This window comes from Desulfosarcina sp. (assembly GCF_033791525.1).
Taxonomy (GTDB): domain Bacteria; phylum Desulfobacterota; class Desulfobacteria; order Desulfobacterales; family Desulfosarcinaceae; genus Desulfosarcina.
Window position 1 is genome coordinate 1 of the sequence record NZ_JASJGN010000274.1, and the last position, 16,752, is coordinate 16,752.

Sequence of the window (16,752 nt, forward strand, 5' to 3'; positions counted from 1 at the left end):
CAGCTACGCTTTTCCTAAACAAATCGCGACACCTGTGACGGAGCTAATTGGCTTATCAGACCAGCAGCCGACAAAGGGAATCATGACGATTGAGCAAATGGCTGGTTTTGTCGAGACGCATGAATCCGATAGGTTGCTCAATCAATGCGTGCATCAATTTAATGAGCATCAACGTAACAGCAAAAAAAATTAATCGGCATTTAGTCGGGTTGGTTTTGTTTAGTATATTGTTAGTTTTACTTGGATGGAAACACCATACCATATCGTTGATCCAGGTTGGGCTAATGGTGGGAGGGATTGGGCTGGTAGCGGTAGTTCTGATGCCCATTCTTACTCGCAAGAATAGTTTCCCCGGCAACCCCGAGAAAGTAATCAGTACATACGATTTCACTTACACCGGTATATGGGTTATTGTCTGGAAGTGCTTGTTAATTTTTATCGGCCTCCTGGCATTTATAGAGGGTTTTTTTTGCCTCTTTAGCATCTTACTGAACATTTTTGCTATTTAGAAGCCTAACCAGCTATCCATTATATCCTCGGAGTGGTGCCATCGATTTCTCTAACAACTCTGAATGGTGTAAAAATTCTCAAAATCGTTTCAGCTATACCGAGGAAAGCGGGTGTAACCCTTTGACATTGGGGAGGTGATGTGGGTCACACCCACCCCGGCAGCAGCAGGAGGAGGTGTCCTGCAAAGCGGGTTGGGCAGATTATAGGTTTTCGGCATCAATGATTCTATGTTAATTAAAATCTCACGAAACCAATACTCGTATCAAATCTCAGAGAGTAAATCACCATCGCGTATCATGGAAGCAAGGGTTTTAATGTCGCCATCCAACTGGCGGTCCGATTCGACGAATGAGACTTTATTGCGTATAGCCTTGTGAACAAGACCGGTTCCCTGACCGAGCCGTTCATGGCCATCAGGCCTTAAATCGATCGCCTGGATAGCCGTAAGCAATTCGATGGCGACAATATTGATAGTATTGTCGATTATTTCTAAAGTATGGCGCGCCGCATTTGCTCCCATGCTGACATGATCCTCTTGATTTGCACTTGATGGAATGGAGTCTACACTGTCTGGATGTGCCAACGTTTTGTTGTCAGAAACCAACGCGGCAGCGGTGTACTGAGGCATCATCAATCCCGTGTTCAGCCCAGGAGACTTCACAAGCATAGCGGGTAGGCCGTTGTTCAACTCGGGCGTTACCATCCGGAAGGTACGCCTTTCTGAAATGTTCCCGATCTCAGCTACGGCAATACCCAGGAAATCAAGCCACATGGCAATTCCTTCACCATGAAAATTGCCTCCAGAGACTGCAATAAAGGGCTCTTTACCGGAGTCATTCTTAAAAATTAGCGGGTTGTCGGTGGCACCATTTAAAAGTGGTTCGATATTGCCGCGCACAAATTCCAGGGTATGTCTAATAGGGCCCAACACTTGAGGTGTGCATCTCAACGTGTATGCATCTTGAACCCGCTCTGGTTCAGAATCCACCAATTGGCTTCCCCGAACGAGTTTTCGTATGTTGGCTGCGGTTTGAACCTGACCGGGGAGGCGATTTACTTTTTGAAGTTGGGGGTGAAAGGCTGCTGAAAGGCCCGTTAACGCCTCAAGGCTCAATGCGGCAGCTATTTCGGCATTAGCGAGTAACCTCATGGCACGCTGAATAGCAATTGCTCCTGCAGAAATCATAAATGTAGTCCCATTGCATAGGGCCAGCCCTTCTTTAGCCTCAGGTTTTACCCGTGTTATCAAAGCCTTATGCATGGCCTCAGCACCACTCATGAGTTCTCCGCGATAATACGCCTGGCCGCTGTATCCTCCGTCTCCATCTTCGACATCGCGGGTCAGGACGACTGCCATGTGAGCCAAAGGCGCCAGGTCACCACTGGCCCCCAGAGAACCTTTTGAAGGAATAAAAGGTGTTACACCCGAATTGAGCATATCTAAAAGCGTCTGCACCAGCAACGGTCTGACACCGGAGTGACCACTGCACAAAGTATTGGCGCGCACCAACATCATGGCACGCACGATTTCAACCGGTAATCCTGGTCCGACGCCCACCAAACAGGCAAGGATTACGTTACGCGACAGCTTGGCTGCTTCCTCAGGAGCGATTCTTACATTTGAAAGCGGGCCGAAGCCGGTGTTAATCCCGTATATGGTTTTATCGTTGTTAGCTACGGTTTCCTTGATCCAATCCTGCGATACATGCAAACCCTTTTTAACCGCTTCGGAAAGTGGCGCCACCCGTGCGTTATAACAGGCCACATCGATAAGTTGATCAATGGTCAGCGAATGACCATCTAGTGCAATAATGCTCATGATTTTCTCCTGCCGTTGTCAAAAAGGACCCGGCCGGTTTTAATTACCGACACTACCGGATTATGATCCAAACGGTATATCAGGTGCTCAAATTCCGGGATATCCCAGATTTGGAGGTCAGCTTTTTTACCTTTTTCCAGACTTCCGATGTCCGCATCGCGTCCGATGGCTTTAGCTGCACCCATCGTCGCTGCAAGAAGAGCTTCTTCCAGAGACATCCCATGGTTTCGGCAGGCCAGCAGCATGACAAATCGCATCGATTCGGTCCAGTTACCCGGGTTTAAGTTGGTTCCCAGGGCAAGGGTCATACCGGCCTCTATCATTTTACGAGGTACAACGGGTCGGTGATGGGCAACGGCAAAATCCAGTGCCGGAAGCACCACCCCGACGACTCCCGCCTTGGCCATGGCTATCATTTCCAGGGGAGATGTGTAGTTCAGATGGTCGGCAGAAATCGCCCCCAGTTCAGCTGCCAGAGCGGACCCACCGATTCCCGAATACGCATCCGTATGAATTTTGGCCCTCAGCTCATGGCGGATCCCAGCCTCAAGTATCCGGCGTGATTCCTCTGCAGTATAATAACCGTCATCGCAATAAATGTCACAAAATTCTGCCAGCCCCGATTCTGCCACCTCGGGAATCATCTCGTGAATCAGGGTTTCGATGTATCGATTCCGCTCGGACTGCCGGTTACGGTCGATCTCCGGTGGAAAGTCATGGGCACCCAGAAAAGTGCTGACGATATCGATGGACTGGGCAGCGGATAGCCGTTGGTTGACCCGCAGCATTTTCAGTTCGTCCGTGCGGTTGATCCCATAACCGCTTTTGCTCTCTACGGTGGTTGTGCCATGGCGCAGCATACGGGTCAACCGATCCATTGCGCCGTGGAATAAGTCGTCCTCGGAAGCCTCCCGGGTCATCGCGATGGAAGCCGGGATGCCGGTATCAATACCCATGGCCTCGATCTCGACCGTTGATCGGGTCATTTTCAGAGCGAATTCCTTGGCCCTGGATTTTCCAAAAATCAAGTGAGTGTGGCAATCCACAAACCCCGGTGCCACGATTTTCCTCGAGGCATCGATCACTTTTGCCCCGGTCATATCCACCTCGGCCTCCACCCGATTGGCCGGACCGACAGCCAGAACCCAACCGTCCTTAGCGGCCAGCACGGCGTCAGGTATGCGTCCCAGCCGGTCGGTACCATTGGCCACGCAGGTGATGATCTCCGCTGCACCTGTTATGTAAAGATCAGCGCTCAGTTTAGCATTCATATCCGTCACCTACTCCCCTGACCAACCAATAAGCGCATTCTCCAATACCTGATCCATGGAAAAGTCGTGGGCCTGCAGGTAATAGCGCATGGTCTGGGCCATCGCCCCCATGGGCACCGGGCCGACCAATTCGCTTTTGACCACGTTGACTCCGTAGCGGGCGGCCTCACGTCTAACCGCCTCCATCACCATGGGGATAGGCGTCTTTTCGTAGTGGACCAGGTTCATGGATACCTGTACCTGGCCCTCGGCCTGAAGGGCCAGGCCGATGCCGCGCACATGGCGGAAACCGCCGTTGATGTGGCGCACACTCTTGGCGATGCTCATGGCCATGTCAAGATCGGTGGAAGCCAGGTTGATGTTCAAGGCCACCAAGGGAAAGCGCGAACACACCTGGATGGAGCCAGTCTTGGGAACAAACTGGCAAGGACCCTCGTCCGGAGCGTAAAATGGGTCCTGGAGCTTCTCTTCCAGCGTCTCGTACTGCCCCTTGCGAACCTTGGGCAGGCTGACCCGATCCTGACTGGTGGCCGCATCTTCATAAAAATAGACAGGCACCTCAAGTTCCTGGCCGATCCACTTGCCGAAATCCCGGGCAATGGCCACGGATGCTTCTTCGGTAATACCGCGAACCGGAATGAAGGGCACCACGTCCACCGCGCCCTGGCGGGGGTGAGAACCCTTGTGCTGGGTCATGTCGATCAATTCCACTGCTGTTTTCACCAGGTTCTTACTGGCGTCCACCACAGCCTGCGGTGCGCCGATGTAGGAGATGACCGAGCGGTTGTGGTCGGCATCCGACGAGTAATCCAGCAGCATGACGCCGGGAGCGTTTCTGACATTGTCGACGACCTTTTCAACTACCGACAGGTCGGTGCCTTCGCTGATATTGGGTACGCACATCAAGGCTTGCATAGCATTTTCCCTTTTTTGAATTTTTTATGGATTGACTGAAACCGACCCGCGGCAAGCTACGGGGAAGGATTTGCCTGACGAAGAGGCATTGCGTCAGATTAGGATTAATTATCCATTTTCAGTTCACTCGCCGCCGCTGTTCAAAATTGCTTCCAGCTTGGATTCCAGATTTCTGACCAAAAGATCATCTTTTAGGTAGGGAAGATTGACTCTCACATTGGCGGCACACCCCTTCAGGCCAGCTCCTGCCAAATGCCTGGCACATTCCAGATCGGATGCCGTGGTAGTGTTGTAGCTTTTCTCCAGCCTGGCACACATTATCAACACCTCGCTGCACAAAGTGGCATTTTGCAAAGGCACTTCGGCGCAACGCGTCATGCCATCCTTAATGGCCCGACTGCGAGCCATCTTCTCCTCATCGGTGCCCTTGGGCATGCCGAAGGCTGCACTGACCACCGCGAAAGCCTCCGAGTCCTTGCTGCCGCCATCAAAAAGTTTGCGGCAGAGTGTCTCCGCCTGGGTAGCGATGGCTTCATAGTGTTCGGTCGGTGCCAGATCTTTTTTACCCATGGAGAGACGGGCCACCATACCTGCAAGCCCGGCAGCCATGGCTCCGGCGATACTCGAGGCGCTGCCGCCGCCGGTGCTGTTGTCGGTGGCATCCATCACTTTTAAAAAAGCATTGATTTTTTTATCCAAGTCCCATGCCTCCTCGTTTTTTCATCCAATCAAACATGTCAAATTTTTTCCGATAGGCGCGAATTTGTATTTTTAGATTCGGCAAAAACCCATCGGATTAATCCACACGCGTCAACCCCAAATAGGCATCGATCATATTGCCGGTATTTCTCGCATCTTCGGCAGAGCCTGCCCACGCCACTCGGCCGCTTTCAAGGACGATAATGTCGTCGGCCACTTCCAGTGCTCGCTGAGTGGACTGCTCGACGACGATGATTGCGATCCCCTGGGCTTTGAGCATATCCGGAGCCGCATAACAGGTATCGATGACCTTCGGCATCAGTCCCAAGCTGAGTTCGTCAACAAGGAGTAGTTCAGGTTGACTCATCAAGGCTCGGCCGATGGCCACCATCTGCTGCTCCCCATCGGGGAGCGCATCCGATTAGTCTTCCTTGGTATGTGGACCGCGGCGCAGCTGATGCCCGCCTTCGGGACCAAAGGTGGCATTCGGGCTCCACCAAAGTGGGATTTTAATACTCTCTTTGGTCAGCTTGCCACGGCCTTCGGCCACTTCGCGAGCGGTCTCGTAACCGGCCTGTGCATGCCGAACCACCCCGATACCCGAATCGGTTGTCATACAAGCTTCCAGACGGAAATCGGCCATTTCTGTGCCGTCAGCTATCATGGTGACGCCGGTATGGACCGCTTCGCCCATGGAGTAGTTGGCCTGAATGGCGATCAGGTCGCACATGGCCGCGCAGTTGAGCAGCCCGTTTAGCATTGGCCAATCGGAGATCAAATCGCCGCCATCCTTCATTTTCTCGGACTCGAATGTAGGATTGACGATGGAGCCGGAATCCAGATTGTCTCGTGAAAACGCCACCGGGCCTTTGACTTCGCCTTTTTTAATCAGATCGTTGACGGCCAGGGCAAATGCTTTGCGTTCACCGAAACCAAGGTAGCATACGCGTGCCGGCAGAGCTTCGATGGGCAGATGTTTCCGGGCAAGGTTGATCCACTTGACGGTCAGTTTATCCTCCAGGAACATCTCCAGGACGAGGTCGTCCAAGCGGGCCAGATCGGAAGCTTCTCCAGAGATACAGGTCCAGCGGAACGGGCCGCGGCCTTCGCAGAACAGCGGCCGGATGTACTCGACCACGAACCCGGGGATAAACATGGCTTCGCTTTCAGGCATGCCTGCATCACGGCATTCTTTTCGGATCGACGTGCCGTATTCGAAGACATGAACATTTTCCTTCTTATGAAAGGCGTTCATGGCTTTGAGTTGTTTGATCATGGATTCCCGCGCTTTTTGAAAATAAAGATCACGGTCCTTGACGCGAAGTTCATCAGCCTCTTTTGCGGAATGGTCTTCGGGGATGTACGACAGCGGATCGTGGCACGGGCACATTTCGGTCACGATGTCCGGCTCGAAGCCTTTTTCGTAGGCTTCCCAGAACAATGTGGCAGCATTGCCGACGACACCGATGGCAAGGGCTTTTTTCTCTGCGGAGGCTTTTTTAGCCATCTCAATGGCCTCATCCAGGTTCTTGGCCTTGACATCGGTAAAACCAATCTTGATTCGTTTATCGATTATTTCTTCCTGAACATCGATGTCGATGCAGACACCACCGTGCATGCTCATGGCACGGGGTTGATTGGCGCCCATGCCGCCATGCCCAGCAGTCAACAATATGCGTCCGGCCAGGGAGCCTCCAAAATGCCGATCGGCGATGGCGCCAAGGGTTTCAAATGTACCTTGAATCACTCCCTGGGTGCCGATGTATTGCCACGGCGCGGCGGTGTACTGGGCGTAAATGGTCAGGTTCTTGTCCTGCAGGTCGTAGAAGGTCGGCCAATCCGCCTTCATGATGTTGGTGGTAGCCATCACCACGCTCGGCGCATACTTGTGGGTTTTGAAAATCGCTACCGGCATGCCGGATTGAACCACCAGCGTTTCATCATCTTCCAAATCCTTCAACGATTCGACGATCGCATGATAAGATTCCCAATTGCGGGCGCACTTGCCGATACCACCATAGACCACCAGGTATTCAGGTGCCTCGGCATTTTCCATATTGTTTTCAAGCATCCGCAAAATGGTTTCTTGTTTCCAGCCCTTGCAGCGCAAGGTGTCACCGCGTTGTGCTTTGACTTTGTACAAAATTTCGGGCTTCATGAATTCCTCCTTGTTGATCGAGAGATAGAAAAAAGCTTGATTAATGCTTAAAATGTAGCTACATGTGTAAACAAGTTCGGACAACCATGTCAACAAAAAATTGCGTCCATACTAAAATTTTCTGAAATCCCTTGACCGTGATAACGACCAGCGTGTAGTAAATTGATCGATGAAATTTAGAATGTTTAGTGATTTTGAGATTATAGGCAGGACACCATCGACATGATTACAAATGTAAACAGTGAAAATGGCTACCAGAACGAGGGAATGGGTGTCGCCGACACGTCGATGTCGCCGCTTTTCCAACAGGTGAAAACCCACATTGTCCAGCGTATCGAAAGTGGCGAATGGGCATCAGAATCCCGAATTCCATCCGAAAAACAGCTTGTCGAACAATTCAGCATATCACGCAGCACCGCCCATCGCGCTCTACGTGAACTTACCGTCGAAGGGTACTTAGTTCGGGTTCAAGGCGTCGGAACGTTTGTCGCTCCCCGTAAACCCCATTTTACCTTGCTAGAAATACGCAGTATCGCCGATGAAATCACGCGATGCGGGGGAACGCACAGTTGCGATCTCCACCTCCTGGTCGAAGAGAAGGCTTCGTTGCACCTGGCACTTGAGATGGAACTACGAGAAGGCACCCCGATTTTTCATTCTATTATGGTGCACCGAAATAACGGCCAACCGGTCCAACTGGCAGACCGGTATGTAAATCCGGTAATGGCCCCCAATTACCTCAAACAGGATTTTACTCGAATAACACCGAGTGAGTACCTGTTTCAAATGGGACCATTGACGGAAGCAGAACATACCATCAAGGCCGTGGCCCCAGATGAGAAAACGAGAAATCTGTTAGAGATGCCCCAAGATGAGCCATGTTTAGTAATCCACCGCAGAACCTGGTCAAATCGTATCGTTGCAACAAAAGCACTTTTGATTCATCCGGGTTCGAGATTCCGACCGAGCGGACGATTCATACCATCTTCCAGCATGAACCCGATTGTCAGCTAACTAAAAAAATTCAAACATACTGATCATCTTCGCTGGCTCTATGGAGTATGTTCTGCGAAATGACCAATCATCGTGTTGGAACTGCGATTCGGTTTCCTTTGGTACACGTTACAAACCTGCTTCCTGGAACGGTGCAGATAGCTGCTATCTGTACAAAACGTCCTGCTGAAAAATGAGGGACCACAATATCTGGGGGTTGGCCTCTTCTGAAAATTTGTTGGGTTTGAAATTGATATCACAGGCGAAAAGTGATGGAAAATATTTCTGATACAGCTCCAACTTATCAAAATTTTGAAAGCTGCCTGAATATTTGTGATATACTTCTAAGCTCTGATGTGATTTTTTATTCTATCAATTGAATTGCGGGCCAAATAAGATTAAAATATAGTTAATCTGTGACCAAAATTGTGCCTATTTTTAATGATATCTATTAATTTAAAAGGATTTTCAGTGACATCCGAGCTGAAATAGTGGTCAAAGAAAAAGCATATAATTTTATCATTTTACATCATTTCAAATAACACATAACAATTTGTACTAATTGTATTTTATTGGGTTCAGACTCCCGCCGCCTCCACCATTTGTACTTTATTTTTTATCAATGATCATTGGGAATTGGAAAGATAGCCCATTCCCTGTTTTGCGTTATGGGGTCACTTTTTCACGGCTGCCATCGGCACGTTGAGTTCCCCATCCGGCAACGCTACCCCTCCCCTACGGTACTCGGGCTGTAAACATTGGCCATTTTTGTGGTTTATTTTTCTGGACAAAGGTGTTGTCTAATTGTAAGGTGTTGTCCAAATGGACAACAGTTGAAAAATAGGCAACTCCATGCAGAAAAAAGAACTTTTGGCAAAATTTGAAGCATATCTACCCCACCTCTTGCCTCTGGATGAGCTTGAACTCAATTTCAGGCAATATGACCTTCCCAAATACTTCGACCTAATCATTGAGGCCTCTTATCATGATCTGCATTTCAATATGCTCATTGAACTTGTAGCGCAGATCAGTTTGTCCGATTTAAAAAACAGAATTAGTCATCTCAAGGAATCTTCTATCAGTTGGAGCGGAGCTGTGCCAGTCCTTGTAGCTCCCTACTTGAGCCCTCAACGGCAGGAAATTTGTCGAAAAAAAGCGGTCAGCTTTATAGATCTGTCTGGAAATGTATATCTAAAATTCAAAAGCCTTTTCATTGAACGATTTGGCTTCCCAAATAAATTCCCGGTGAAACGACAAGGCCGAAGCCCATTTTCGGACAAGGCCTCGCTCGTTCTGCGTGCGTTGCTGTCAGGGGGAAGGCGATTGTGGGGCATCAGGGAATTGGCCCAGGAGATCGCACTGGACCCTGGATATGTGTCGCGAATGGCCAAGGAGATCGAAAAACGGGGCTACGTCAAACGGATTGATTCTAAGTTGGGCCTTCGATCCCCAGACGGCATCCTGGAAGATTGGGTTAGATCGTACAACCTTAAAAAAAACCAGTTGTCGGGCTATTTTTGTATGGCCGAGAGTGTGGATGATATCCTTCAACGCCTCCGAGGCCTCGAACTCCCGAACGATGTCCAATATGCCCTGAGCGTCCAGGCGGGGGCCAACCTGGTGGCCCCATATTCAAACTTCAAGGAAGTGCACGTTTATGTCAAAGGAGCGAAGGAGGTCGAGTTGTTGGAAAAAAGAATGAATCTCAAACCGGTAGAACAGGGGGGCAATCTGGTCATCATGCGACCCTACTACCGCAATTCGGTCCTTTACAGCAGCCGGCTCGTCGACGGTCTGCGCATCGTCTCTGACATTCAACTATATTTGGATCTTCACGGCTATGCGCTCCGAGGCTTGGAGCAGGCCGAGCACTTACTGGAAAAGCGGATCAGACCCGTTTTGGAGGAAGTCGAAGACGATGAATGACCGTTTGGCAAGGGGACTGTTCAAGACGCTGGGGGTTTTGCGAGAATACCTACCGGAAATAGTCGTGGGCGGAGGCTGGGCGCCGTTCCTTTACTCCCGGTATCTTTTCCGGGACTGCAAACGTGAGCCGATTTTTACCAAAGACATCGATCTGATGGTCAGGCCAAAGGTTCCGGTGATCGGACATAAAACCATCGACAGGGCACTTTTGGAAGCTGGCCTTGAGACCGTGTTCAAGAGCACCGACAACCCTCCCCTGATTCATTATGAAGGACTAATAGATGGGGTGGATGTTGAAATCGAGTTCCTGACTGAACTGACGGGTTCCGAAACTGACTTGGTCAAGAAGGTGCAGCCGGATCTCCACGCGGAGGCTCTGCGCTACATTTCCCTGGTCGTCGAAAACGTGACTGTACTGACCATAGATGATATTCCCGAGGCCGAAGATACGAATCCAATGTTCGTCAGGGTACCAACACCTGCGGCCTACATTTTTCACAAAGGATTGATTTATCAACGCAGGCGCGATCCGCGGAAAATGTACAAGGATCTTTATTACATCTTCGACATCCTGACCGGCTGTGGGGATTTAAAGATCTCAATTATAAAGGATTTGGATAGGCTATCGAAAAAATACCCGGGCTGGTTTCGGCGATTCGTAAAAAACCTCGACACCGATTTTACCGGCCCAGCATCGGATGCCGTCCTGGGGGTGGCGGGGCAGCGCCCGCCGGACGCCTTCGATGGACTTGACGATGATCAGTTCAGGAATTTTGCTTTTGGCACCTTCCTGGAAACCAAAGAAGCTCTGCTTCCCTTAGTCCGTAGAAGCTAAAGTCATATTCGAGACCGTCATAAAAGTTAAAAAATCAATGTAACGAAGACCTGCGATTACGCCTGACAATCTGATATCAGAAAAAATGGGTAACACTCCGGTAAGTAGAAACCTATTTATCAAAAGGAGTGTTAGCCATGGGGACCAGTCGAGAAAAGAGACAAAAGAAAAAAGGAACGTCTGGGCGGAGAACGACTCCGTTTCCATTCGAATTCCGGCTCAAAGTTGTAAAGCTTTAACTGGAAGACGGCTACCCCGCGACATTGATTGCCCAGCAGTTTGGCATCTGCAAGTCCACCATTGGCCGTTGGAGCAGAAGCTACCGGGCATATGGTGAGCAGGGGCTTTTAGCCAAGGAAAGAATACCTTCTGGGGTGAAGCTGCCGACCGCCGTCACTCAAAACATCATTGACTGAAAAGGGAAAATCCGGGCTATGGGGTTCGTCGTATCACCAATGTCCTGAAACGGTTTTTCCTGATCCGCACCAGTTCCTCGACCGTTCAGCGAACGTTGGTCGATCAGGGACTGAATACCCCGATAAAAAAAACCCAGAAAAAATCCTGCCAGACCTCGTTTCTTCGAACGAGCCAGACCTAACCAGATGTGGCAGAGCGACATCCTGACGTTTCGTCTGGCCGGGAAGAATGCCTACCTGATCGGTTATATTGATGACTACAGCCGCTACATAACCGATCTGGGATTTTACCGAAGCCAGACCGCCGAGAATGTCATCGAGACCTACCGTTGTGCTGTGGGCGAATACGGCGTGCCCAAGGAGATGCTCACCGACAACAGAAGACAGTATACCAACTGGCAGGGTATTAAAGGCATGCTTTGATGAACTCGTAAAAAGTCGAAATTTCGGTTTTGTTGATAGGGGTCGGGAAGAGCATTCACTCTCCCCGCCCTCCGAACCGTGCGTGCGGTTCTCCCGCACACGGCTCTCCAGTCGGTGGTTTCAGCATCGTGATCGGCATACCAGAGCGTGGGCTTCAGTCATGGTGAAAAGTCCAAGCTCAGCAAAGAAGGCATTTTACCTCCTTTGACGCCGTTTTCCAGCGCCGCCAACATGCGCTCTGTCCAGATCGAGGCTTCCACCCAACTTCCGGTTTCTGTGCCTTGTTTAGCCGTTGCCGGCACTGGCGACACGTAGCTTATGCATTGCCTGTTAATGGACTTCACACATCCACCTTCCTGCCTCCCTTCCCTCGGCGCGGGTTTGCTCTCCACGCTTTCCACGGCCATCGCCGCATCAGTACTATGAAGGCTCTGACTCCTGCCCGCGTCACCTCGCGGGCAGGTCTCCCTGCTTATCCCGCCATACCGTCCCGGCGTTCCGTCTCCAACCACGTGATGCGCTCCGATATCGCTTTATCCGCCAACTTTCAGCGTACCGAACGAATTTCGGACTTCGCCATGAACGAGAAGGCTCGTCGCTACATCCCGCCGAATCGAGTTCGTCATCCTACGGACCGCTGGTTCACTTCCGGTTGCTCTCCACCCCGCCTCACGGCGACGCAGTTTCCTTCTGTTACGGGGTCTTGGCTTGCCCCGACACGGACTTGCACCGTGCTGTTATGGCGTCTTCACAGGCGCACTCGTCCCCGCGAAGGCGGGGATCCAGTATTAACAGGTACTTATAGATTCCCGCCTTCGCGGGAATGACATGACCGGTGACTTTTTACGAATCCGTCATGCTTTGAATAGAATATAAATGAGTGGTTGAGGCGGGAGTCAGGTCAGTGCAAAATCAGCTGTGGGAAGCCGTCTAAGTCTAAAAAAACGTCAAAATCTTCCAACAGCTTGTCTTTTTTCATAAAACTGCTATATGTCAGTTAAAAAATGAGGCTATACGCCTTTTGAAAACTGGACAGGTGCAACATGCCTGCGGCGGTTTTTACTTTGAAAAGGGAAGACTATGGAACTGAAAAAAGAGGGTGCAGGCGCAAGACAGCATCGAGCTTCAAGGGAATATGAATTTGATGCAATGATTTTTGATCTTGATGGGGTCATTACGTCAACCGCAAAGTTGCACTTTGACGGTTGGAAAGTAACATTTGATCAAATGATGGCTTCTCTTAAGGAAAGCCGCCTGCTTCCACATGATGCCCCGGAAGAATTTAACGAAAAGCATTATCTGGATTATGTGGACGGGAAACCTCGCTATGATGGTGTGCGTTCCTTTATCGATACTCTTGGAAATGGCGAAAACTGGCTTGGTGCTAAAGTGGCCGATCAAGTCCGAGAGCACTCTGCCGGGAGCCTTCGTTATTCTACCTTCATCCAGTTCATTACCTCGACAATTCAGGAGAACGCCTATCCGCTGTCCCCTCCCGTAACACCGGAAAACCTGGACGCGGTGATAGACCAGTGGACTCATGATCCAGGAAAACTCGGGAAGTTACTGGATCAATGTGCCGTCAATCCAAAGCACCTTGACCTGTTGCTTGAAAAGCTTGCGAAAAGACCGGTTGTCTTGGGTGATATCATTGTCCGCATGATTGGGGACATTAAAGATAAGTGGATCAACAACAAGCTGAATGATGATTCGGTTGATATCGTTAAATTTCAGCATACCCTCGATATGATTCAGAAGGCCAAGGAAAAGGGGATAAAGATTGGGATTGCCTCGTCCAGTAAGAACGCCAAAAAAATCCTAAAGAAGGCGCGGCTGATGGATTTATTCGACGAGCATCTCATTATTGATGGCATTGTCCGAGAAGAGATGGGACTAAACGGAAAACCAGCGCCTGATATCTTCGTGGAAGCGGCGAAGAGGATGGGCGTACCGGTTCATCGCGCCATCGTTTTTGAAGATGCCAGCTCGGGCATTAAAGCCGGCAAGAACGGCAATTTCGGACTGGTCCTCGGTCTTGCCCGATCCGGTAACCACAAAGAGCTCAAGGAAAATGGTGCAGACATGGTGCTGGCGGATATCGGAGAAATGGAGGATCCGCTTCAGGAGATGAATCGCTGGTATCTGGAAATACTTCCGAAGGCATGCCAACGGCTCACCTATATGGGGACACCGATGGAAAAAGATCCGGAGGCAGATCCGGAGGTGTTGAAAGCCAGATTCAGGGCCGAGCAGGCGCTGCAGACCGTGGGAAATGGCTATTTTTGCACTCGCGGTGCCGATTATGAAGAGCGACAGGGGAAGGATTCGTGGGGATATGCCGGAACATATTTTTCCACGATTCGCAATACCCGCAAATCGGTAATTGAGGGCCAACCCGTTTTCAATGAAGATCTGGTAAACTGTATCAACTGGCTTCCGGTAACCTTTAGAATTGACGATGGTGACTGGTTTAACCCCCATGAATTAGACCTATTGCGCTATGAAAAAGATCTCAATTTTAATGATGGCGTGTTTACCCGGCGTGTGGCTTTTCGCGATCAGGATGGAAAGGAAACAGAGGTCGCTGCCCGGCATTGCGCTAGTATGGCCGACAAACACCTGGCAGCTGTTGAATATCGGGTGACACCGCTCAATTATTCAGGCGCGATTGTCGTTAAAGCAGGCCTTCATGCCGATCACATTAATGATGGTGTGGGTCGCTATGCCAAGCTCGATCAGCACCATCTGGAGCGAATAGCTGAAGGCGGAGAAACCGACGGCTCCTTTTTTTTAAGCGTGCAAACCCATCCATCACCGGTGCCGGGAAAAGCGCCGGAGCCGGCAGAAATTACCGCTGCGGCCCGCGTTGTTGTAGAACTAAACGGTGAGCGACAACAGCCGCGGTTTGAGATCGAAACGGCCGACAGGCGCATCGATGCATCTTTTCGCCAGAAAGTAACACAAGGACAAACCCTTGCAGTGCATAAACTGGTTGGCCTTCATACCCATAGGAAGAGCATGGCAAAGCCCGGCGCCCTGGACGAAGCCAATCGATCCATCGCGGGTCTTGCTTCTTTTTCCAGCGTCCTTGAGCCCTCCACTTTGAAGTGGGCAGAGATTTGGAAAAAAGCCGGCATACGCGTGGCAGGCGACCGGCTTGGGCAGCAGGCGTTGAACTTGGCAACCTACCATCTGTTTATTATGGGCTCGGAACATAACGACGGTGGCATTGGCCCTCGGGGCCTTACCGGTGAAACATACCGGGGCCATGAATTCTGGGATGATATTCTTTATTACCCCGGCATTTCCCTTCAATATCCCCGGATCACCCGATCTCTGTTGGGGCATCGTTACCATGGTCTTGATGCGGCCAGAGAGGCTGCTCGGAAGCATCACTATCAGGGTGCCATGTTTCCCTGGCAAGCAGGTATGGATGGTGATGAACAGACGCAGACCACACGCTTTAATCCGGTTTCAGGCAAATGGGACCCCGACAATAGCTGCCGCCAGCGTCATGTATCCCTGGCCATTGCTTATAATGTGCTTGATTTTATAGAAACGACCGGAGATGTTCAGTTCCTTGGAATGGGTGTAGAAATGGTTCTGGATATCTGTCGTTTTTTCGCCAGTATGTGTGAACGCGATCCCCAAACCGGCAAGTATTCAATTGACGGTGTAATGGGGCCAAACGAGTTCCACGAAGGCAAGAAGAAAAACGGGGTAAGGGATAATGCCTATACCAATATTCTGCTGGCCTGGACCCTGGAAAAGGCGGAAGAGCTGGTGACGGCGGTGAAGGCCGCAGACCCTCATGCGCTTCAAGCAGCCTATCGCAACATGGGGGTTACCGAAAAGGAGATGGCGAGTACTTATGATCATTGGCAGAAAATTCGCCGGCAGCTTTCACTCCATATCAATGCAGAAGGCGTTATTGCCAATCACGCGGATTGGTTCGATCTTAAAGGCCCGGATGATGTCAAAGGCCTCAAGGTTGAGCAGGATGGCAAGATGCAAGATCTGTTTTCGATCGTTTTCGACCCGGGAAGATCAGATCGTCGCATCAGAGCCGTGGGAATGGATCCAGATGATTATCAGGTCCAAAAACAGGCGGACACCTTGATGGCTTACTATAATTTAGGACCTGATGAAGTAAGGCGTGTGGCAGGAATGATGGGGTATGAATTGCCGCAAGATCATTTGCTGAAAAATATCAACCATCATTTGCCCCGGACGTCCCACGGTTCCACCCTGAGCTTCATTACCCACGCGATGGTGCTGGCCTATGCTGGAAGAACAGCAGATAGCTGGGAGTTTTACCGTCAGGCGCTGATCAGTGATTTGGCCGATATTCAGGGTGGCACAACCGCGGAGGGGATTCATCTTGGCGTCATGGGCGGCTGCCTGAAAGGCGTCGTGACCAACTTTGCCGGTATGAACTGGCAGGGCGGCAAACTGTCAATTAACCCCGGTTTGCCGGAAACCTGGGAATCCCTTAAATTCAGCGTCCTGATCAGGGGAGATCGCTACTACATTGAATCCATTGGGGACGATCTAAAACTAAGGGTCTCACAAGAAGTTGGCCCGCAACCAAAAAAAGAAGATGTGGTGATTGTGGTGGCGGATCAAGAACATGCGGTTGCCCGCGATACGGATATGGTGTTCAAGGGACACGGTCAGCAATAAACCCCATAGTTGCATAAAAACATGCCAAAATTATTATCTCAAAGATGTGTATTGGAAGTCACCATAAGCGACTTCCAGAGAGAAACAATAGTTTGGGCATTTTT

The 16,752-nt window shown here is 50.4% G+C and carries 12 protein-coding genes and 1 pseudogene; 7 read left to right on the forward strand and 6 right to left on the reverse strand.

Annotated features, from left to right (window positions below; genetic code table 11):
- Positions 1–193, forward strand: a 193-nt coding sequence (locus QNK41_RS13680) for a hypothetical protein (protein WP_319257855.1), incomplete at its 5' end; no start/stop codon positions are given.
- Positions 194–772: 579 nt separating this feature from the next.
- On the opposite strand, the gene hutH is transcribed toward QNK41_RS13680, so the two are convergent.
- From hutH to QNK41_RS13710, 6 genes are all read right to left on the reverse strand, one after another.
- Positions 773–2,329, reverse strand: coding sequence for a histidine ammonia-lyase (gene hutH / locus QNK41_RS13685; protein ID WP_319257857.1), 1,557 nt, complete (start codon positions 2,327–2,329; stop codon positions 773–775).
- Complete coding sequence (gene hutI, locus QNK41_RS13690) at positions 2,326–3,600, reverse strand: imidazolonepropionase (RefSeq protein ID WP_319257859.1); 1,275 nt, start codon at positions 3,598–3,600, stop codon at positions 2,326–2,328. The genes hutH and hutI overlap by 4 nt, the downstream gene beginning before the upstream one ends.
- Positions 3,601–3,609: 9 nt before the next feature.
- Entirely contained in the window at positions 3,610–4,515 is a 906-nt protein-coding gene (ftcD, locus tag QNK41_RS13695; RefSeq protein ID WP_319257861.1) for a glutamate formimidoyltransferase, read from the reverse strand.
- A gap of 123 nt (positions 4,516–4,638) precedes the next feature.
- On the reverse strand, positions 4,639–5,214 hold the full coding sequence (locus QNK41_RS13700) for a cyclodeaminase/cyclohydrolase family protein (RefSeq protein WP_319257863.1): 576 nt from the start codon (positions 5,212–5,214) through the stop codon (positions 4,639–4,641).
- Between the two features lie 97 nt (positions 5,215–5,311).
- On the reverse strand, positions 5,312–5,605 hold the full coding sequence (locus QNK41_RS13705; protein ID WP_319257865.1) for a hypothetical protein: 294 nt from the start codon (positions 5,603–5,605) through the stop codon (positions 5,312–5,314).
- A gap of 30 nt (positions 5,606–5,635) precedes the next feature.
- Positions 5,636–7,372, reverse strand: coding sequence for a urocanate hydratase (locus QNK41_RS13710; RefSeq protein WP_319257867.1), 1,737 nt, complete (start codon positions 7,370–7,372; stop codon positions 5,636–5,638).
- A gap of 222 nt (positions 7,373–7,594) precedes the next feature.
- Here QNK41_RS13710 and hutC point away from each other — a divergent pair, with 222 nt between their 5' ends.
- The 6 genes and pseudogenes from hutC (at position 7,595) to QNK41_RS13735 (ending at position 16,648) form a co-directional block, all read left to right on the forward strand.
- Entirely contained in the window at positions 7,595–8,386 is a 792-nt protein-coding gene (gene hutC / locus QNK41_RS13715) for a histidine utilization repressor (RefSeq protein WP_319257869.1), read from the forward strand.
- Between the two features lie 831 nt (positions 8,387–9,217).
- A complete protein-coding gene (locus QNK41_RS13720) occupies positions 9,218–10,291 on the forward strand; it encodes a type IV toxin-antitoxin system AbiEi family antitoxin (RefSeq protein ID WP_319257871.1) in 1,074 nt (357 codons plus the stop codon).
- A complete protein-coding gene (locus QNK41_RS13725; RefSeq protein ID WP_319257885.1) occupies positions 10,284–11,126 on the forward strand; it encodes a GSU2403 family nucleotidyltransferase fold protein in 843 nt (280 codons plus the stop codon). The genes QNK41_RS13720 and QNK41_RS13725 overlap by 8 nt, the downstream gene beginning before the upstream one ends.
- 239 nt (positions 11,127–11,365) lie before the next feature.
- A complete protein-coding gene (locus QNK41_RS23075) occupies positions 11,366–11,542 on the forward strand; it encodes a helix-turn-helix domain-containing protein (RefSeq protein WP_413815154.1) in 177 nt (58 codons plus the stop codon).
- Between the two features lie 183 nt (positions 11,543–11,725).
- Positions 11,726–11,965: pseudogene (locus tag QNK41_RS13730) on the forward strand (DDE-type integrase/transposase/recombinase); the annotation flags it as partial.
- Positions 11,966–13,045: 1,080 nt separating this feature from the next.
- Positions 13,046–16,648, forward strand: coding sequence for an HAD-IA family hydrolase (locus QNK41_RS13735; RefSeq protein ID WP_319257873.1), 3,603 nt, complete (start codon positions 13,046–13,048; stop codon positions 16,646–16,648).
- Positions 16,649–16,752 lie beyond the last annotated feature (104 nt).

What these genes read in the sequence shown, in the direction of transcription:
- hutC (WP_319257869.1), top strand. Translation starts at nt 7,595, where the DNA reads ATGATTACAAATGTAAACAGTGAAAATGGCTACCAGAACGAGGGAATG.
- hutI (WP_319257859.1), bottom strand. Translation starts at nt 3,600, where the DNA reads ATGAATGCTAAACTGAGCGCTGATCTTTACATAACAGGTGCAGCGGAG.
- hutH (WP_319257857.1), bottom strand. Translation starts at nt 2,329, where the DNA reads ATGAGCATTATTGCACTAGATGGTCATTCGCTGACCATTGATCAACTT.
- QNK41_RS13710 (WP_319257867.1), bottom strand. Translation starts at nt 7,372, where the DNA reads ATGAAGCCCGAAATTTTGTACAAAGTCAAAGCACAACGCGGTGACACC.
- QNK41_RS13735 (WP_319257873.1), top strand. Translation starts at nt 13,046, where the DNA reads ATGGAACTGAAAAAAGAGGGTGCAGGCGCAAGACAGCATCGAGCTTCA.
- QNK41_RS13725 (WP_319257885.1), top strand. Translation starts at nt 10,284, where the DNA reads ATGAATGACCGTTTGGCAAGGGGACTGTTCAAGACGCTGGGGGTTTTG.
- QNK41_RS13720 (WP_319257871.1), top strand. Translation starts at nt 9,218, where the DNA reads ATGCAGAAAAAAGAACTTTTGGCAAAATTTGAAGCATATCTACCCCAC.
- ftcD (WP_319257861.1), bottom strand. Translation starts at nt 4,515, where the DNA reads ATGCAAGCCTTGATGTGCGTACCCAATATCAGCGAAGGCACCGACCTG.
- QNK41_RS13705 (WP_319257865.1), bottom strand. Translation starts at nt 5,605, where the DNA reads ATGGTGGCCATCGGCCGAGCCTTGATGAGTCAACCTGAACTACTCCTT.